Source organism: Micromonospora sp. NPDC051196 (assembly GCF_040682415.1).
In the GTDB taxonomy this organism is placed as follows: domain Bacteria; phylum Actinomycetota; class Actinomycetes; order Mycobacteriales; family Micromonosporaceae; genus Micromonospora.
Genome location: NZ_JBFBAY010000002.1, coordinates 248,917 through 265,824 on the forward strand (window position 1 = coordinate 248,917; position 16,908 = coordinate 265,824).

Genomic DNA, 16,908 nt, shown 5'->3' on the forward strand with positions numbered 1-16,908 from the left:
CCGGGCCGTGAGCGGCGTAGTGTCGGGTCATGGCCACGCCACAGACCCCGTACGAAGCGGTGCTGCACGCCGCCCGCGACGTGACCAAGCTCGACACGGCCCTCGACGCGGAGATGCTCGGCGCGGCCCTGCTGGGCAGCGTGTACGAGGTCGCGGAGACGGACCGCGAGACCGCCGTACGCGAGTTCGTGGCCGATTTCCTCGCGGCGACCTCGCGACGGCGGGCCCTCGCCGCGACCACCGTACGGGCGATCTTCGCCGCCCTCGTGCCGGACGCGAGGGGCGCGGACCGGGTACGCCCCGGCGCTGCCGCACCGGCCTGGTCGGGTCAGCTCGGCCGGGTGCACGTGACCGGCACCTGGGCGTACGGCGACGTCTACGGCGACCAGACCTCCTACCTGGCGACCTTCGCCTACGACGACACGATCGGTGGGCCGGAACACGCCCTGATCGCGCTGGTGGACCACAACATCGGCATCGCCAAGGACGTCTTCGTCGGCGGGCCGGCGAGTCGGATCCTGGCCCAGGTCCGGCAGTTGTGCGCCGAGGACGAGCTGACCTGGTTCCGGGAGGAGGACCCGAGCCGGATGCGTGGCGAGGTGACCCGGCACCTGGCCGTCACCGACCACCTGGGGCAGTTGCCCGGGACGAGTTCACTGGCCACCGATCGCGCGTTGGTCGGTGCCCGGCTGGCGATCCTGCCGGCCTGGCAGGGCCCTGTGCCGGTGCCTTCCGACGATCCGCTGCCGGCCGCCGTACGGGCCGACGAGATCCGGCGTTTCCTCGCCTCGCCGGAGGCGAACCGGGCCGGGTTCGACGACGTCGACGGTGCCGAGTTGGCCTCGCTGCACTTCTGCCTGGGCCTGCTGCTCGACCACGCGGCCACCTTCGCGGACGCCGATCCGCTGCGGTGGAGCCCGACCGTGGCCGGGTTCTTCCTGCTCGACTGGGTGCACCGCCGGGCGGTACTGGACATGGACGACGCGGCGATGCTGCCCCGGGTGCTACGCGCCTGGGCCGGGTACGCGGCCCGCAGGCGTGGGCTGCCGACGACTGCCGCCGCCGGGACGGACACCGCCATCGCGGAGATGGTGCCGGAGTTCGTCCGGCTCTACGCGACCGGCGAGCGTCGCAGCCCGGCGACCGCTGCGGTGGCGCAGCTGATGGCCGACGGTGTCGACCCGGACGATCCCGCCGCCCTCGATGCCTGGATCGACGCCAACCGGCACCGCCTCGCCGACGACGGCTGATTCCGTCCGGTCAACGCAGCAGGGCGAAGACGACCGCCGCGACCAGACCACCGAGTGCACCACCGGCGAGCACCTGGGCAGGAGTGTGATCGCCCAGTCGGACCCGCGACCAGCCGACCAGCCCGAGCAGCGGAGTGGCGACGAGCAGCCAGGCGCCGAAAGTGACCATCAGTATCACCAGCGCACCGACCGCGACCGCCGAGTGGATCGACATCTTCCACCAGTGGCTGACCGTCACCGCCACCACCAGGCCCACCAGTCCGGCGGCGACCAGGGCCAGCACGGGTCGCGGCGCGCCCAGCACCGAGAGCAGGGCCAGCCCGGCGGCGACCGATCCGAGCCCGAACAGCAGCGGAACCCGCCGCTGTTCGCGTACCCGGACGTGGTGATCGGTGAGCCGGCCACGACGTACCCCGCCGAGGATGTAGGACATCGGAATCAGGCTGACGAAGACGACGGCGACCAGGCCCCATCCGACGCCGCTCATCGCGCCCCGGGCGCTGTGCCAGCCGATCACGACGGTGAGCAGCGACACCAGGACGGCGGGCGCGGTCAGCTCGGTGATGATCCGGGCCAGTCGCAGCCCTGGGCCGGGCCGGGCCGCAGCGACGTCGTCAACGACCGGGTCACGGTCGGCCAAGATCCGATCCCCCGCTCCGCTCCGGTCCGCCGACGGCGATGTGACGCCGTCCTCACCGTACCGTCGGCGACCCGGCACTTCCTGGGTGATCTCGCGTGGCGGGTGCCGGCTCGGTGGACGCCCCCGGGCCCGCCGAGGCGCCGGGCTCCGCCGGGGTACGAAGGTCGCCGGGCGTGCTGGGGTCCGCCGACGTGGACGGGTCGGTCGTGGCGGGCGGCGCTGTGCTTGCCGACGGGTCGGTCGTGTCCGGCGGCTCCGCCGACGCGCTCGGCCCGGCACCGCCGGCCGGGTCGGCCGAAGCGGGCGGGCTGGTGGAGTCGCTCGGGGCGGGCGACGAGGTGGGTGTGGCCGTCGGCGACGGGGAGGTTCCGGGCAGCGGCCGGCTCGGTGTGGGGTTGGGCGCCGGGGTCGGGCGCGGATGCGGTGCGGGCACCGGGCCGGGCGTCGGCAGCCTGGGCCGGGGGGAGGTCACCGGCGGCTCAGCGCGACGCTCCGGTGTCAGGTCGGCCGGTATGCGGGTCGGCCGTCGGCCGTGCAGGTCCACCGGCGGGGCCGGCGCGGTCGACGGCACCGCCGTCGAGGTGGCGGCCGGAGCGCCGGTGGGTGGCGGCGGGATGACCACCGGCCCGACGGAGGGCGTCGGAATGAACAGCGTGCCGCTGTCCGGCAGGGCGGTGCTGCCCACCGTCGCCGAGCCGGTGCTGATCGCGGCGAGAACCGGCAACGAGGCCGTGCCGGCGAGCAGCGCCACGGTCAGCAGGTAACCCCGGGAGGGGCCGGAGGTGCGGGTGGCGCGATGGGCACCCACCACCCGACGGTAATCGCCGGGTGTCCGGTGCCGACCGGGAATTCCGGCTCCCTCGTCTGGTTCCGACACCACGCACTCCTCGTCGTCGCCCCGTGCCGGAACCGCCATGAGCAGCGCCGACGGACCGCCGAGGCTGGCTCGGGGCCCACCCGAAACAGCGTGGGTGAGTGGCTCTGCGTCAGCCAACCCCCACCGCGTGTCGAAACGCGCATCTGACCGAATGGTGACGAACCACCACCGGATCGGCCGGGCGTCGCTCGACCAGTCACCTCGGCATTTCGGGTAACGAACCGGGTCGGACCTGGGATGCGGGGCAGGCAGGGTGTGGGACGGCTCACCTGTGATGCGAATATGGGAGCCACGACGGCAGTGCAGCCGCGACCTCCGCGCACCCACGCGGTAGGCGCGACTGGGCGCCGGCGCTCCCCGAACCGGGTTCGGCCATGAATCCGGCTCACGCCGCGCGGCAACCCCCACCGGGGCTAGGCGCGGTCGCCAGGAACCGATCCCGGCACCAGCCGGGGCCGGCGTACGAGTCGCGTGGCCGGGTGATCCCCCGGTGCCGACGCAGACACGACAGGGAGAGACGGATGGCAAAGGGCGACCCCGGGGCCAGCACCCGCGGCCGGCGCGCCGCACCCCGATCCAAGAAGGCCGTGACCGGCGATCCGGAACTGGTGCAGTTGCTCACCCCAGCCGGTGCGCGGATCGACAGTGTGACCGGCCCGGACGGCACCGAGTACCGCGTCGACTTCACCGACGAGGAGTACCGCGGCCTCTACCGCGACCTGGTACTCGTCCGGAAGTTGGACGCCGAGGCCACCGCCCTGCAACGGCAGGGCGAACTGGGCCTGTGGGCCAGCCTGCTGGGCCAGGAGGCCGCGCAGGTCGGTTCCGGCCGGGCGCTGCGCGCGCAGGACATGGCCTTCCCGACCTACCGGGAGCACGGCGTCCTGTACTGCCGCGGCATCGACCCGATCATGCCCTTGGGCCTGTTCCGCGGCGTCGATCAGGGCGGCTGGGATCCGAACGAGTTCAAGTTCAACATGTACACGATCGTGATCGGGGCGCAGACCCTGCACGCGACCGGGTATGCCATGGGCGTCACCATGGACGGCAAGACCGGCGGCGAGGACGGCGAGGCGGTCATCGCCTACTTCGGTGACGGTGCCACCAGCCAGGGCGACGTCAACGAGTCGTTCGTCTGGGCCAGCGTGTTCAACGCCCCGCTGGTCTTCTTCTGCCAGAACAACCAGTACGCCATCTCCGAGCCGCTGGAACGCCAGACCCGGGTCCCGCTGTACCGGCGGGCCGCCGGCTTCGGCTTCCCCGGCATCCGGGTGGACGGCAACGACGTGCTGGCCACGTACGCGGTGACCCGGCACGCGTTGGACAACGCCCGGCACGGGCAGGGCCCGACCCTGATCGAGGCGTACACCTACCGGATGGGGGCGCACACCACCTCGGACGACCCGACCCGTTACCGGATCGCCAGCGAGGTCGAGGCGTGGCAGGCCAAGGACCCGATCGCCCGGATGAAGGCGTTCCTGGATCAGGAGAAGATCGCCGACAGCGGCTTCTTCGCCGAGGTCGACGAGCAGGCCCGCCAAGAGGCGATCGACCTGCGCGAGCGGGTGCTGGCCATGCCGAACCCGGAGCCGGTCACCATGTTCGACAACGTCTACCCCAACGGGTCGCCGCTGCTCGACGAGCAGCGTGCACAGTTCAGCAAGTACTTTGACTCGTTCGAGGGGAGCGCACACTGATGGCCACGGAGACGCTCACCCTCGGCAAGGCCCTCAACATCGGCCTGCGCAAGGCCCTGGAGAACGACCCGAAGGTCGTCATCATGGGCGAGGACGTCGGCAAGCTCGGCGGCGTCTTCCGGATCACCGACGGCCTCCAGAAGGACTTCGGCGACCAGCGGGTGATCGACACCCCGTTGGCCGAGTCCGGCATTGTCGGCACCGCGGTGGGCCTCGCCATCCGCGGCTACCGGCCGATCTGCGAGATCCAGTTCGACGGCTTCGTCTACCCGGCGTACGACCAGATCGTCTCGCAGGTGGCAAAGATGCACTACCGATCGGGCGGCAGGCTGAGCATCCCGATGGTCATCCGGATCCCGTTCGGTGGCGGCATCGGTGCGGTGGAGCACCACTCGGAGTCGCCCGAGGCGTACTTCGCACACACCGCCGGGCTGAAGGTCGTCTCCTGCTCCAACCCGCAGGACGCGTACGTGATGATCCAGCAGGCGATCGCCTCGGACGATCCGATCGTGTTCCTGGAGCCGAAGCGGCGCTACTGGGAGAAGGGGCAGGTGGACCTGGACGCCCCGCTGGCCGAGGCGTACCCGCTGCACGCCGCCCGCGTCGCGCGGCCCGGCACGGATGCCACCCTGCTGGCGTACGGCCCGATGGTGCGTACCTGCCTGGATGCCGCGACCGCCGCCGCCGAGGACGGCCGCGACCTGGAGGTCATCGACCTGCGTACGCTCTCCCCGCTGGACCTGGGCGTGGTGTACGAGTCGGTGCGGCGCACCGGCCGCGCGGTGGTGGTGCACGAGGCACCGTCCAACGTCGGCCTGGGCGCGGAGATCGCGGCCCGGATCACCGAGGAGTGCTTCTACTCGCTGGAGTCGCCGGTGCTACGGGTGACCGGCTTCGACACCCCCTACCCGGCCGCCCGGGTGGAGGAGGAGTACCTTCCCGACCTCGACCGGGTGCTCGACGCCGTCGACCGCACCTTCGGCTGGTGAGCGGCATGTCCCGGATCAAAGAGTTCAACCTCCCCGACCTGGGCGAGGGTCTGACCGAGGGCGAGATCCTCGCCTGGCTGGTCAAGGTGGGCGACATCATCGAGCTGAACCAGCCGATCGTCGAGGTGGAGACCGCCAAGGCGGCGGTGGAGATCCCGGCGAAGTGGGCCGGTCAGGTGCAGGCGATCTTCCACCCGGAGGGCACCACGGTCGAGGTCGGTACGCCGATCATCGCGATCGACACCGACCCGGGCGCCGGGCCGGTCGAGTCCTCGACCGAGGATCTGCCCGCGCCCTCGGCGGCTTCGCTGGCCGCCGTCGACATCGCCCCGGCGGAGGGTGCGGTCGAGCCGGGTCTGATCGGTGGGCCCGCCCCCGGCGGTCGTACCGCCGTCCTGGTCGGCTACGGCCCGCGCACCACCGCCGCGAAGCGCCGTCCTCGCAAGGGTGCGGCCCCGGCTCAGGCCACCGCCCCGGTCACGTCGACCCCGGTCACCTCGGCCCCGGCCGCGCCGGCTTCGGTGCCGGTCCAGGTCGCGCCGGCGTCAACCGCGACGACGGTGAACGGCAACGGCCATCTCGCCGGTCCGGTGCTGGCCAAGCCTCCGGTACGCAAGCTCGCCAAGGATCTCGGCGTCGACCTGCGTACGCTGACCGGCTCGGGCCCGCTCGGCTCGATCACCCGGGAGGACGTACAGCGGGCCGTGTCGGCCCCGGCGGCGACCGAGCCGCTGACGGTCAGCGCGCCGACCACCTCCGCCGCGAGCTTCGGTGCCGACCGCGAGCAGCGCATCCCGGTCAAGGGGGTACGCAAGCTCACCGCCGAGAACATGTCCCGCTCGGCGTTCACCGCCCCACACGTCACCGAGTTCCTCACCATCGACATGACCCGGGCGATGAAGGCGCTGGACCGGTTGCGTGGTCGGCGGGAGTGGCGCGACGTACGGGTCTCGCCGCTGCTGCTGGTGGCGAAGGCGGTGCTGCTGGCGGTCAAGCGGCACCCGATGGTCAACTCGACCTGGGCCGGCGACGAGATCGTCGTCAAGGAGTACGTCAACCTGGGCATCGCGGCGGCCACCGAGCGCGGCCTGATCGTGCCGAACATCAAGGACGCCGGCCGGCTGACCCTGCGTGAGTTGGCGGACGCGATGACCGACCTGGTGCAGACGGCCAAGGCCGGCAAGACCTCGCCGGCCGCCATGTCCGGCGGCACGCTGACCATCACCAACGTCGGTGTGTTCGGGGTGGACACCGGGACCCCGATCCTGCCGCCGGGCGAGTCGGCGATCCTGGCCTTCGGCGCGGTGCGCGAGCAGCCGTGGGTGCACAAGGGCAAGGTCAAGCCACGCATGGTCACCACGCTCGCGCTCTCCTTCGACCACCGGATCATCGACGGTGAGCTGGGCTCGAAGTTCCTCCGCGACATCGGTGACTTCCTCACCGACCCCGAGGCGGCACTGCTCGCCTGGACCTGACGCACCACGCAGTACGACGACGGCCGGTGTGCCACGGGTGAACGCCCGGCACACCGGCCGTTACCGTTGGGCGAAGAAAGTCGCTCCACACTCCACCTCGAACCTAAGATTCTTAGGCTGGTGTTGCAGCTCACCTAATAATCGATGGATCCTGACGTGGTTTTGCGGTTCAATAGAGACAACGACGGGCCGACAACCGAATAGCCAGGAGGAGAGACCCACCATGAGCATGATCGAGCGAATCCGTAGCCGCCGCGACGCCAACCGCCGCGCCCGGGCCATCGAGCGGGCCCTGCGCTCCGCCAGCTCGCCGGCCGTACGCGACGAGATCCTCGCCATCGCCCAGCGTCACATGCACTGACGCCACACGACGTTATTCACCTCCTCCCCACGACGACCCGCCCGGAGCACCGGGCGGGTCGTCGGCATTGCGCCCGGGCGCTGACACCGGGATACCGCCTCGCCCCAGCGCCCGGTACGGTGGGGCACGGTCGTCTTCCCCCGCCCGGGCAGGCCGATGCGATAGATGCGAATCGACACCGCCCGGCAACAGACAGTGACGATCGGCGCTCCCCGGAAGCGCCCCGGTGACCACCGGATACGGTGCGGGGGAGCCGGCACGGCCGGCACGCCGGCACCGCCGGCTGCCCGGCCGAGACGATCGGCGACGGCGGCCGACATGTGATGGAGGAGGCGCACGCATGACGTCCGAGGGCCCGCACCACCCCGGCCACGAGCCGGACGAGGTGCCGCCGGGCGGCGGCGGATCGGCGCCGTATGGCGACCGCCCGGTTCAGCAGGACAACGGATACGGCGCACCCGCCCCGGACCTGGGCTGGGCTCCCCCACCGCCGGCCCGACCCGATCCGGCCGCTCCCGCCTGGGCGAACCAGCCCGGAGCGAGCTGGGGCAACCCGCAGGCGACCCGGCAGGCGCAGAGCCCGAACTCCGGCACCTGGGCTCCGGCCACCGGCGGTCAGCCGTCCTGGGCCGCACAGGGCGAGCAGCCGCCCGCCAACTGGGCGACGCCGTCCACGTCGGACCAGCCCGCCTGGGCCAACGGTGGGCAGAGCAACCCCGGCTGGGGTGGTGCCACCACATCAGACGCCGCCCGACCAACAGAGTGGACGCCCAACCAGACCTCGTCCGACCAGTCGACCGGCGGCCAGCCAGGGGCGCCCCAGTCGGCCGGCTGGTCTGCCGGCCAGCAGCCGGAGTGGAACGGCGTACCCCGACCCGGTGACCAACCGGCCGGCTGGGCCGCCACTGCGGGCCCGCCCGAGTCGGCGCAGCCGGAGTGGGCGCAGGCCAAGCCTGCGACGCCGCAGCCCGACTGGGCACAGGCCGGTGCGCCCGCGCAGCCCGACTGGGCCCAGAACAGCCCACCCGCTGAACCGGAGTGGGCCCAGGCCGGTGCGCCCGCACAGCCCGGCTGGGCACAGGGCAGTCCGGCTGGGCAGCCCGACTGGGCACAGGGCAACCCGCCCGCACAGCCCGACTGGGCGCAGGCGAACCCACCGGCGCAGCCCGACTGGGCACAGGGCGGTCCGTCCGCGCAGCCCGACTGGGCCCAGACCGATCACTCGACGACGCGCGCCGAGCCGGCGGCCCGGGCCACGGCCCAGGTGCCACAGGCCGACCCGGCACTTCAGCAACTGTCCGCTCCCGACGATGCGGCCCGGGCCGGTGCCTGGCCGGGCGAGCAGCAGGAGCAACCCGGCTGGGCCACCGGCCAGGCACGGCAGCCGGAGAACGGCGGTTGGGGCGGCGAGCAACGGGCGACCGAGGAGCGGCAGACCGGCGGTGACCGGCCCACACAGCCCGACTGGGCCACCCCGCAGCCGGCCGGCTGGTCCGGTGGCGGCCCGACGGCCGACGAGCGGCCTCAGTGGTCGTCTCCGGCTCAGGACCGCCCGGCGGCGGCATGGACGCCCACCGAGAGCACCACCGGATCGGCATCGCCGCTGCCGTCCCGCACCGCCGCCGACCGCGCGCCGCTGACCGAGGTCGAGCCGTGGGCACCCGGTGAGGCATGGGGCAGCGGCGGATCCCCCGAGGTCGGGTCGCCCCGATCCGACACCGGGCGCTCCGGTGAGAACCCCGTCTATCAGCCCGCGCCGGGGCCGGGAATCTCGCCGGCCAACATGGTCCCGCTGCCGCCGCAGGAACAGCGGGTCCCGGGTGCCAGCCTGGCCGCCGTGCCCCCCGCCGACTACCCCGCCCCGGCCCAGTTCGCCGGTGACCAGGCCGCGCCGAATCCACGTCCGGGTGTCGAGCAGCCAGCTGGCGGCATCGGCTGGGGTCAGCCCGAGTCGCGGCAGGACGATCCGCAGCCCTCAGCTGAGGCCGCGATCCCCGGGCCCCGTACCTCGCCCGAATCCGTCGGCCGGGCCACCCCTCCTGCGGGTGCTGGTGGCGTCTCGGCGAGCGCGTCGGTGCCGACGGCCAGCCGGGTCACGCCGCCGGCCGACCACGCGGTACGTCCGACCGGTACGGCGGCACCACGGGTGTACGGCCGCCCGGCCCGGCCGGAGCCGGAGGAGTCGGCTCAGGACCGGGATGAGCAAGCCTCGGCGCCCCGGTTCGATCAGGGCCCAGATCCACGCTTTGCGGATCACGAGCAGTCCGGACCGGCCGCCTTCACCGGCGCGGCCGCTCCCGCTGCACCGGCCTTCCCGCCGGGCCTGCCTTCCTTCGCCGACGCGCCGGCCAGTGACCGGCCGGTCAACGGTGTCAAGCCGCACGCGGAACCGGAGCGCCCGGCCGACCGCTTCGGCGGCCCGGTCGGTGACCCGTTCGGCGGCGCGTCTCGTGACCCCTTCGCCGGCCCGACCGACCGCCCCGGTGTCACCTACGGTTCACCCGCCCGCCCCGAGTCCGGCGGGGACCACACCTCGGCCTTCCCGCCGGCACCCCAGGCGAACGCGCCATGGAGCCCGAGCGCGCCGGCGTCCGAGGCGGAGCAGGGTCGCTTCGACGCGTTCAAGCCGGTCGCCGAGCCGGCCGCCGACGCGCCGCCACCGAAGGTGCGCAACGGTCGGGTGCTCGCCGCGGTGCTGGTCGCCGCAGTGCTCATCCTCGCCATCCCGCTCGGCCTGCTCCTGCTGCTCGGCAAGTTCGGCGGATCGGACGACGGCGCCTTCGACCCGGCGGTCGGCTCCTGTGTCAAGCGCTCGGGCGAGACCGCCGTCGAGGCGGTCTGCGGCGAGCCGGAGTCGTTCAGCGTGGTGTCGAAGGTCGAGTCGAAGGACAAGTGCCCCGACCCGGCCCTGCCGTACGTCGAGTTGCGCGGCAACGTGGCGAACCCGGTGCTCTGTCTGAAGAACGCCGCCAGCTGATCACTCGCTGCCAACCGCGCCGTTACGACCAACGCGAAGCGCCCGCCCCCACCAAGGGGCGGGCGCTTTCGCATACTCGGGTGGTCCAGAGGCGGCCCGATCGTGGCAGTGCAACTGCTCCCGGCCCGGCGTGTCGAACAGCAGGACTGCGGTGGCTTAGCAAGGGTGATCGGCTCCGTTGCGGCGAAGTTGCGGTATCCCGGCGGCTTGGATACCGCAATTTCGGCGCAACTGTGCGGATCATCCGGGGATCACGCCCAGCGGGTCGGTCACGACCGGCGGTACGGCACGATGGGGGCATGAGTGCACGGGTACGGGCGCCGGAACTGCGGGGCCGAGGCTGGCTGAACACCGGCGGGCGGGAGCTGACGCTCGCCGACCTGCGCGGCAAGATCGTAATCGCCGACTTCTGGACCTTCTGCTGCATCAACTGCCTGCACGTACTGGACGAACTGCGCCCGCTTGAGGAGAAGTACGCGGACGTCCTCGTCGTGATCGGGGTGCACTCGCCGAAGTTCGAGCACGAGAAGGATCCGGACGCGCTCGTCGACGCCGTCGAACGGTACGGGGTGCACCATCCCGTACTCGATGATCCCGAGCTGGACATGTGGCAGCAGTACGCGGCTCGCGCCTGGCCGACCCTCGCGGTGGTCGATCCTGAGGGTTACGTGGTGGCCACGATGGCCGGTGAGGGCCACGCCGAAGGGCTGGCCCGGCTGATCGACGACCTGATCGCCACCCACGAGACCAAGGGCACCCTGCACCGGGGCGACGGCCCGTACGTCCCGCCGGCGCAGCCGCAGACCATCCTGCGTTTCCCCGGCAAGCTGGTGGTCGGGCCGGACGGCAACCTGCTGGTGTCGGACTCCGCCCGGCACCGGGTGGTCGAACTGGCCGCCGACGGGGAGACCCTGCTGCGTGCGATCGGCACCGGCAGCCGAGGCCGGGTCGACGGTACGGCCGACACCGCGACCTTTTCCGAGCCGCAGGGGCTGTGCCTGCTCCCGACGCACGTGGCCGAGGTGGCCGGCTACGACCTGGTGGTCGCCGACACGGTCAACCACCTGCTGCGCGGCGTACGCCTGGGCAGCGGTGAGGTGGTCACCGTCGCCGGCACCGGGCGGCAGTGGCGGTCCACGGTCGACGACCACGCCCACGACGCGCTCTCGGTCGACCTCTCCTCACCCTGGGACCTCGCCTGGTACGACGGCAAGGTCGTCATCGCCATGGCCGGTATCCACCAGCTGTGGTGGTTCGACCCGATCAAGCGGACCGCCGGCATGTACGCCGGTACGACGGTGGAGGCACTGCGCGACGGGCCGCTGGCGCAGGCGTGGCTGGCCCAGCCGTCCGGGCTCGCCGTCTCCGCCGACGGCGCCCGACTCTGGGTCGCCGACAGCGAAACCAGCGCCATCCGGTACGTCGAGGACGGCGTGCTGGGTACGGCGGTCGGCCAGGGTCTGTTCGACTTCGGTCATGTGGACGGGCCGGCGGCGCAGGCGCTGCTCCAGCATCCGCTCGGCGTCTGCGCACTGCCCGACGGTTCGGTGCTGATCGCGGACACCTACAACGGGGCGGTACGGCGCTACGACCCGGCCACGGATCAGGTGTCCACCGTGGCCACCGCCCTGGCCGAGCCGAGTGACCTGGTGCTCACCCCGGACGGTGCGGTGCTGGTCGTGGAGTCCGCCGGGCACCGGATCACCCGGCTGGCCCCGGGCGCGCTCTCCGCCGCCGGCGCGAACACCGTCGACGGTCCTCGACACCGCACCGAACGTAAGCCGACCGAACTGGCTGCCGGCGAGGTGGTGCTGGATGTGATCTTCACTCCGGCGCCCGGGCAGAAGCTGGACGAGACGTACGGCCCATCCACCCGCCTGGTGGTTTCGGCGTCCCCGCCCGAGTTGCTGATCGAGGGGGCCGGCACCGGCACCGAGTTGTCCCGCCGTCTGGTGATCTCCGACTCGGTGACCGACGGGGTGCTTCAGGTGACCGCCCAGGCGGCGACCTGCGACGCCGACGTGGAGCACGCGGCGTGCCACCTGACCCGGCAGGACTGGGGCGTGCCGGTGCGCGTCGTCGCCGACAGCGCGACCCGCCTACCCCTGGTGCTACGCGGCCTCGACGCCAGCTGACGCCGCAAACGGTCAGTTTCCGCTCCGGGCGGTTTGTTAACAGGGGGCCCCTTATCTACCGCAGGCGTTAATAAGGGGCCCTTCCTTTCAAAACGGCCGGGGGGTGGCTCCGGCGTCGATGAGGGCGGCGCGGACGAGTTCCGCGGCGGCCACCGCACCGGGGCTGTCGCCGTGCAGGCAGATGGATTCCACGGTGCAGGGGATGATGCTGCCGTCGATGGCGACCACCGTCCGCTCGGTCGCCATGCGTACCGCCTGGCGGGCCACCTGATGCGGGTCGGTGACCAGGGCGTTGGCCGAGGTACGCGGCACCAGTTGACCGTTGGGCAGGTAGTTACGGTCGGCGAAGCCCTCGGCCACCACCCGTAGTCCCGCCCCCTGGGCGAGTTGGGCCAGCACCGAGCCGGGCAGGCAGAGCAGGGGCAGTTCCGGGTCGTAGTCGTTGACGGCGGCGACCAACGCCGCCGCCTGGGTCTCGTCGCGGGCCGCCGCGTGGTAGAGCGCGCCGTGCGGCTTCAGATAGCGGACCCGGGTGCGGTACGGACGGCAGAAGGCATCGAGCGCGCCGAGTTGGTAGAGGACCTCGTCACGCAGCTCCGCGAACTCGTACGCGATGTGTCGACGGCCGAATCCGGCCAGGTCGCGGTAGCCGACCTGGGCTCCGACGGCCACCCGGCGCTCTGCGGCGGCGGCACAGACCCGGCGCATCGTGGTGGGGTCACCGGCGTGGAAGCCGCAGGCGACGTTGGCCGAGGTGACCAGGTCCAGCAACGCCTCGTCGTCGCCGAGCTGCCAGACACCGAAGCCTTCACCGAGATCAGCGTTGAGGTCCATGGAACCTGACGGTAGTCCCTGGGCGGGCCTGGGCGAGCGGGGTCACGTCGTCCACCACGGCGATGACGGGATATCCGCCGGTCGTGGGATGGTCGGCGAGGAAGATCAACGGTTGGCCGTCCGCCGGCACCTGCACCGCGCCGAGGACGACTCCTTCGCTGGGCAGTTCCCCGGGCACCGTCCGGGGCAGCGGTGCGCCGGTCAGTCGCGCGCCGACCCGGTTGCTCAACGGACTCACCGTGTACGCCGAGCTGTAGAGCAGGTCGAACGCGACGGTGTCGAACCAGTCGTGCCGGGGGCCGAGCCGGGCGGTCAGGTGCAGTTGGGCCGGGTGCGCCACCGGCACGGTGACGTCGACCGGTGCGGGTGGACCGGCCGGGACGCCCAGCGGCAGCCGGTCGCCGTCACGCAGCGGCGCCGGTCCGAGTCCGGCGAGGGTGTCGGTGGCCCGGCTGCCCAGCACCGGGTCCACCGCGATTCCTCCGGCCACGGCCAGCCAACAGCGCAGGCCCCGTCGGGCAGGACCGATCCGCAGCACCGCCCCGGCCGGTACGGCCAGCGGGCGACCGGTGTCGCCGGGCCGGGCGCCCACCCGTACGTCGACCTCGGCCCCTACTACGGCGACGGTGGTGGCCCGGGTGGGGCGCAGTTCACAGCCGGTCATGGTGATCTCCAGACCGGCTGCCGACTCCGGATTGCCGACAAGTCGGTTGGCCAGCCGCATCGCGTCGGGGTCGAGCGCACCGGAACGGGGAACTCCCAGGTGCGCCCACCCCGGCCGGCCCAGATCCTGCACGGTGGTCAGCGCCCCGGCGCGAAGGACCTCGATCTCACTCATGCCGGTACCAGGCGGACCTGGGTTCCGGGGGTGAGTCGGGCCGGCGGGTCGGCGTGTACGTCGAACAGGGTCAGCGGGGTACGCCCGACCAGCAGCCAACCGCCGGGCGAGGCGGTGGGGTAGATGCCGGCGTACGGGCCGGCCAGTGCCACCGAGCCGGCCGGCACCCGGGGTCGCGGCGAGGCCAGCCGGGGCACCGCCAGTTCGGCGGGGAGCCCGGTCAGGTAGCCGAAGCCGGGTGCGAAGCCGCAGAACGCCACCCGGAACTCGGTCTGGCCGAGTCGACGCACCACGGACGGCACATCCGTGTGCCAGTGCGCGGCCACGCGGGGCAGATCCTCCCCGTCGTACGTCACGGGGACCTCGACCAGCTCAGCGTCGGGTGCCGTGGCGGCTGCGGGCGACGCCGGAGTCCAGGTCATGATGGTGGCGGCCGTGGCGGTCGGGTCCGGTACGCCGTCGAGCAGCACGGTGGCGGCCGCCGGAACGATCTCGCTGGCCACCAGTTCGCCCCGCTCCCGGCGGCGCCACAGCTCGGCTCGCCACCTCTCCACCAGCGCGGGGTCGACCGGCTCGACCGGGGTCGGCGGGTCGAGGTCGGCGGGCTCGGGCGACGGCGCGGTGAAGTCGAGGAGCAGGGCGTGCCCGCCGACGGGTCTGATCCGCATGCCGCTATCCTTCCGGACCCGGGTACCACGGTCGTCATCCCGCCGTCGACAGGCGTGACCCGTTGCACTACCCGAAGGTAACCTACGGTGTCGTAACCTAGGGTTGTGACGACCTCAGCACCGTCCCGGCTCAGGCCGGTCGACATCGGGAAACCCCGGATGCGCGGCTGGCTGCACACGTACGCGTTCTTCGTCGCCGTGGTCTGTGGCATAGTGCTCTGCTCGATCGCCGCCGCCCGACCCGGCTGGACACCTCTGCTCAGCTGCGCCGTCTACAGCTTCACCGTCTGCGGTCTCTTCGGCACCAGCGCGCTCTACCACCGTCGAGTGTGGTCCAAGCGCGGCTTCCAGATCATGCGCCGGATGGATCACTCGATGATCTTCCTGTTCATCGCCGGCACGTACACACCGTTCTGCCTGCTGCTGCTCGACACCCGCGCCACCGTGACCATGCTGGCGGTGGTCTGGGGCGGCGCGCTGGCCGGTGTGGCCCTCAAGATGATCTGGCCGCACGTCTCACGTTGGGTCTCCGCACCGCTCTATCTGGCGCTCGGCTGGGTGGCGGTGGCGATCCTGCCCGACATCCTCCACCAGGGCGGCGTCACCGCGTTGGTGCTGCTCAGCGTCGGTGGTGCGATCTACACCGTCGGTGCCGTCTTCTACGCGCTGCGCCGCCCGAACCCGTGGCCGACCGTGTTCGGGCATCACGAGTTCTTCCACGCCTGCACCCTGGTCGCGGCGATCTGTCACCACATCGCCATCTACTTCGCACTCTTCGCCTGACCGCACGCCACGGGGTTGGCGGGCGAACCCACCAACCCCGGGTGGCGTGGATCAGACCGTGGGACCAGGCCGGCGCACCTCGCGGTACTCCTGCACCACCCGGTCCTCCTGAACCGGTACGGCCCGGTCGGCGACCACCCGCTCCTGACGGACCGGGGTGACCACGGCCCGGCGGCGCGAGTTCCAGAAGTAGAGGGTCATGAGCAGGCCGGCGACCCCGGTGAGCATCAGCACCCAGCCGACGACACTCACGTTGAGCCAGCCGAGATCCGCCTCCACGGCGAACGCGAAGATCGCGCCGAGCGCGATCAGGAAGATACTGCCACCGATGCCCATCTCTCGTCTCCTCGGCTATCGAAGCTGGCATTCCACTTCGCCGCGGCCATAGATGAGGTTGCGGCATGCCTGGACTTACCCCGACACGGAGATCGCCAATCGGGCAAGCTGGGGGCATGACGGACAGCCCGGTGCAGGAACGGACGCTCGTGCTGCTGCGCCACGCCAAGGCGGAACCGCCCACGGCGGACGGTCTCGACGTCGAACGCCCACTGTCCGCGCAGGGACGTGCCGACGCCGCCGCGGCAGGTGCCTGGCTGGCCCGGCACGGGCTGCTGCCCGAGGTGGTGCTCTGCTCGGCGGCGCTGCGTACCCGGCAGACCTGGCACGGCGTGGAGATGGGTGTGACCGGGTCACCCCCGGAGGGTGGCCCGGCCGGTTCGGTACCGAGAGTCCGTTACGAGCCGGATGCGTACGAGGCGCATCCGGAGGATCTGCTGACCCTGGTTCGACGGGTCGAGCCGACGGTCCGCACGGTCCTGCTGGTCGCCCACAACCCGGGCATCTCGCTGCTGTCCGAGTTGCTCGACCCGCAACGCGCCGATCGGAACGGGTTGCGCACCTGCGACCTGGTGGTGCATCGTACGACGCTGCCCTGGGCGGAACTGGCTCGCGCCACGGCAGCGATCAACGCCCGACACACCGTCCGAGGCTGAGTACGACCGACCACGCGGTCCGGCCGGCTGTTCCGTGCAGACACGAACGCGCGCTGAGCCGGCGGGCCGATCGGTGGCCCCGCTGGCTCAGCGCGCTGTTGTCTCAGCTCGGTGGTGCGGTGGGCGGCGGCGGATCGGGAGGTGGCGGCATCATCGCGGTCGGATGCGACAGCCGGTTCTCCTCCACGATCAGCGTCCTCGCCCGCTTACGGCGGTCCTGCCAGAACCAGAGCGTGGTGAGCAGGACGCCCAGCCCGGCCAGGATGAACACCCAACCGACCGCGCGTAGATCGACCCACCAGACATTTGCCCGGATGGCGAAGGTCAGGATCGCGCCGATGGCGATCAGGAAGATCCCACTACCAATGCCCATGTGCTCGGCACTCCCCCGT

General features: G+C 72.0%; 16 protein-coding genes. 10 read left to right on the forward strand and 6 right to left on the reverse strand.

The genetic code is table 11. The annotated features are described in order from the left end of the window. Positions 1-29 precede the first annotated feature (29 nt). Positions 30-1,250, forward strand: coding sequence for a hypothetical protein (locus tag AB0M35_RS06950; RefSeq protein WP_363742501.1), 1,221 nt, complete (start codon positions 30-32; stop codon positions 1,248-1,250). A gap of 10 nt (positions 1,251-1,260) precedes the next feature. On the opposite strand, the gene AB0M35_RS06955 is transcribed toward AB0M35_RS06950, so the two are convergent. Beyond that, on the reverse strand, positions 1,261-1,890 hold the full coding sequence (locus AB0M35_RS06955) for a phosphatase PAP2 family protein (RefSeq protein ID WP_363742503.1): 630 nt from the start codon (positions 1,888-1,890) through the stop codon (positions 1,261-1,263). Between the two features lie 173 nt (positions 1,891-2,063). On the opposite strand from AB0M35_RS06955, the gene AB0M35_RS06960 reads away from it, so the two are divergent. The 7 genes from AB0M35_RS06960 (at position 2,064) to AB0M35_RS06990 (ending at position 12,401) form a co-directional block, all read left to right on the forward strand. Further along, positions 2,064-2,654, forward strand: coding sequence for a hypothetical protein (locus AB0M35_RS06960; RefSeq protein ID WP_363742505.1), 591 nt, complete (start codon positions 2,064-2,066; stop codon positions 2,652-2,654). Positions 2,655-3,288: 634 nt separating this feature from the next. Continuing rightward, positions 3,289-4,464 (forward strand): pyruvate dehydrogenase (acetyl-transferring) E1 component subunit alpha, encoded by a 1,176-nt coding sequence (gene pdhA / locus AB0M35_RS06965; protein ID WP_363742507.1) that lies wholly within the window; start codon positions 3,289-3,291, stop codon positions 4,462-4,464. Then, complete coding sequence (locus AB0M35_RS06970; RefSeq protein ID WP_363742510.1) at positions 4,464-5,453, forward strand: alpha-ketoacid dehydrogenase subunit beta; 990 nt, start codon at positions 4,464-4,466, stop codon at positions 5,451-5,453. The genes pdhA and AB0M35_RS06970 overlap by 1 nt, the downstream gene beginning before the upstream one ends. A gap of 5 nt (positions 5,454-5,458) precedes the next feature. Beyond that, on the forward strand, positions 5,459-6,928 hold the full coding sequence (locus AB0M35_RS06975) for a dihydrolipoamide acetyltransferase family protein (protein ID WP_363743018.1): 1,470 nt from the start codon (positions 5,459-5,461) through the stop codon (positions 6,926-6,928). Positions 6,929-7,151: 223 nt separating this feature from the next. Further along, positions 7,152-7,289, forward strand: a complete 138-nt coding sequence (locus tag AB0M35_RS06980; RefSeq protein ID WP_363742512.1) for a hypothetical protein — start codon at positions 7,152-7,154, stop codon at positions 7,287-7,289. Between the two features lie 340 nt (positions 7,290-7,629). Further along, positions 7,630-10,266 carry a hypothetical protein gene (locus AB0M35_RS06985; RefSeq protein ID WP_363742514.1) on the forward strand — a complete coding sequence of 879 codons (2,637 nt, stop codon included), beginning with the start codon at positions 7,630-7,632 and terminating at the stop codon, positions 10,264-10,266. 299 nt (positions 10,267-10,565) lie between these two features. Then, positions 10,566-12,401: an NHL domain-containing thioredoxin family protein gene (locus AB0M35_RS06990; RefSeq protein ID WP_363742516.1), complete on the forward strand. Its 1,836-nt coding sequence runs from the start codon at positions 10,566-10,568 to the stop codon at positions 12,399-12,401. Between the two features lie 87 nt (positions 12,402-12,488). Here the strand turns inward: AB0M35_RS06990 and AB0M35_RS06995 are convergent, their stop codons facing one another. Genes AB0M35_RS06995 through AB0M35_RS07005 form a run of 3 tightly spaced genes read right to left on the reverse strand, consistent with a single transcriptional unit; the run spans position 12,489 to position 14,741 of the window. Continuing rightward, entirely contained in the window at positions 12,489-13,235 is a 747-nt protein-coding gene (locus AB0M35_RS06995) for a 5-oxoprolinase subunit PxpA (RefSeq protein ID WP_363742518.1), read from the reverse strand. Then, the gene (locus tag AB0M35_RS07000; RefSeq protein ID WP_363742520.1) at positions 13,219-14,073 is read right to left on the reverse strand and encodes a biotin-dependent carboxyltransferase family protein; all 855 of its coding nucleotides are present in this window, start codon (positions 14,071-14,073) and stop codon (positions 13,219-13,221) included. Before AB0M35_RS07000 ends, AB0M35_RS06995 begins: the two co-directional genes overlap by 17 nt. Continuing rightward, positions 14,070-14,741 carry an allophanate hydrolase subunit 1 gene (locus AB0M35_RS07005; protein ID WP_363742522.1) on the reverse strand — a complete coding sequence of 224 codons (672 nt, stop codon included), beginning with the start codon at positions 14,739-14,741 and terminating at the stop codon, positions 14,070-14,072. Before AB0M35_RS07005 ends, AB0M35_RS07000 begins: the two co-directional genes overlap by 4 nt. A 105-nt stretch (positions 14,742-14,846) precedes the next feature. Between AB0M35_RS07005 and AB0M35_RS07010 the strand changes: the two genes are divergently transcribed. After that, the gene (locus AB0M35_RS07010) at positions 14,847-15,524 is read left to right on the forward strand and encodes a hemolysin III family protein (RefSeq protein ID WP_363742524.1); all 678 of its coding nucleotides are present in this window, start codon (positions 14,847-14,849) and stop codon (positions 15,522-15,524) included. 51 nt (positions 15,525-15,575) lie between these two features. On the opposite strand, the gene AB0M35_RS07015 is transcribed toward AB0M35_RS07010, so the two are convergent. After that, positions 15,576-15,860: a DUF6458 family protein gene (locus AB0M35_RS07015; RefSeq protein WP_363742527.1), complete on the reverse strand. Its 285-nt coding sequence runs from the start codon at positions 15,858-15,860 to the stop codon at positions 15,576-15,578. Positions 15,861-15,976: 116 nt separating this feature from the next. Here AB0M35_RS07015 and AB0M35_RS07020 point away from each other — a divergent pair, with 116 nt between their 5' ends. Then, entirely contained in the window at positions 15,977-16,516 is a 540-nt protein-coding gene (locus tag AB0M35_RS07020; protein WP_363742529.1) for a histidine phosphatase family protein, read from the forward strand. A 103-nt stretch (positions 16,517-16,619) separates the two neighbouring features. Here the strand turns inward: AB0M35_RS07020 and AB0M35_RS07025 are convergent, their stop codons facing one another. Then, complete coding sequence (locus tag AB0M35_RS07025; protein WP_013730795.1) at positions 16,620-16,889, reverse strand: DUF6458 family protein; 270 nt, start codon at positions 16,887-16,889, stop codon at positions 16,620-16,622. Positions 16,890-16,908 lie beyond the last annotated feature (19 nt).

What these genes read in the sequence shown, in the direction of transcription:
- AB0M35_RS06975 (WP_363743018.1), top strand. Translation starts at nt 5,459, where the DNA reads ATGTCCCGGATCAAAGAGTTCAACCTCCCCGACCTGGGCGAGGGTCTG.
- AB0M35_RS07005 (WP_363742522.1), bottom strand. Translation starts at nt 14,741, where the DNA reads ATGCGGATCAGACCCGTCGGCGGGCACGCCCTGCTCCTCGACTTCACC.
- AB0M35_RS06985 (WP_363742514.1), top strand. Translation starts at nt 7,630, where the DNA reads ATGACGTCCGAGGGCCCGCACCACCCCGGCCACGAGCCGGACGAGGTG.
- pdhA (WP_363742507.1), top strand. Translation starts at nt 3,289, where the DNA reads ATGGCAAAGGGCGACCCCGGGGCCAGCACCCGCGGCCGGCGCGCCGCA.
- AB0M35_RS06990 (WP_363742516.1), top strand. Translation starts at nt 10,566, where the DNA reads ATGAGTGCACGGGTACGGGCGCCGGAACTGCGGGGCCGAGGCTGGCTG.
- AB0M35_RS06970 (WP_363742510.1), top strand. Translation starts at nt 4,464, where the DNA reads ATGGCCACGGAGACGCTCACCCTCGGCAAGGCCCTCAACATCGGCCTG.
- AB0M35_RS07020 (WP_363742529.1), top strand. Translation starts at nt 15,977, where the DNA reads ATGACGGACAGCCCGGTGCAGGAACGGACGCTCGTGCTGCTGCGCCAC.
- AB0M35_RS06980 (WP_363742512.1), top strand. Translation starts at nt 7,152, where the DNA reads ATGAGCATGATCGAGCGAATCCGTAGCCGCCGCGACGCCAACCGCCGC.
- AB0M35_RS06995 (WP_363742518.1), bottom strand. Translation starts at nt 13,235, where the DNA reads ATGGACCTCAACGCTGATCTCGGTGAAGGCTTCGGTGTCTGGCAGCTC.
- AB0M35_RS06950 (WP_363742501.1), top strand. Translation starts at nt 30, where the DNA reads ATGGCCACGCCACAGACCCCGTACGAAGCGGTGCTGCACGCCGCCCGC.
- AB0M35_RS07025 (WP_013730795.1), bottom strand. Translation starts at nt 16,889, where the DNA reads ATGGGCATTGGTAGTGGGATCTTCCTGATCGCCATCGGCGCGATCCTG.
- AB0M35_RS07015 (WP_363742527.1), bottom strand. Translation starts at nt 15,860, where the DNA reads ATGGGCATCGGTGGCAGTATCTTCCTGATCGCGCTCGGCGCGATCTTC.
- AB0M35_RS07000 (WP_363742520.1), bottom strand. Translation starts at nt 14,073, where the DNA reads ATGAGTGAGATCGAGGTCCTTCGCGCCGGGGCGCTGACCACCGTGCAG.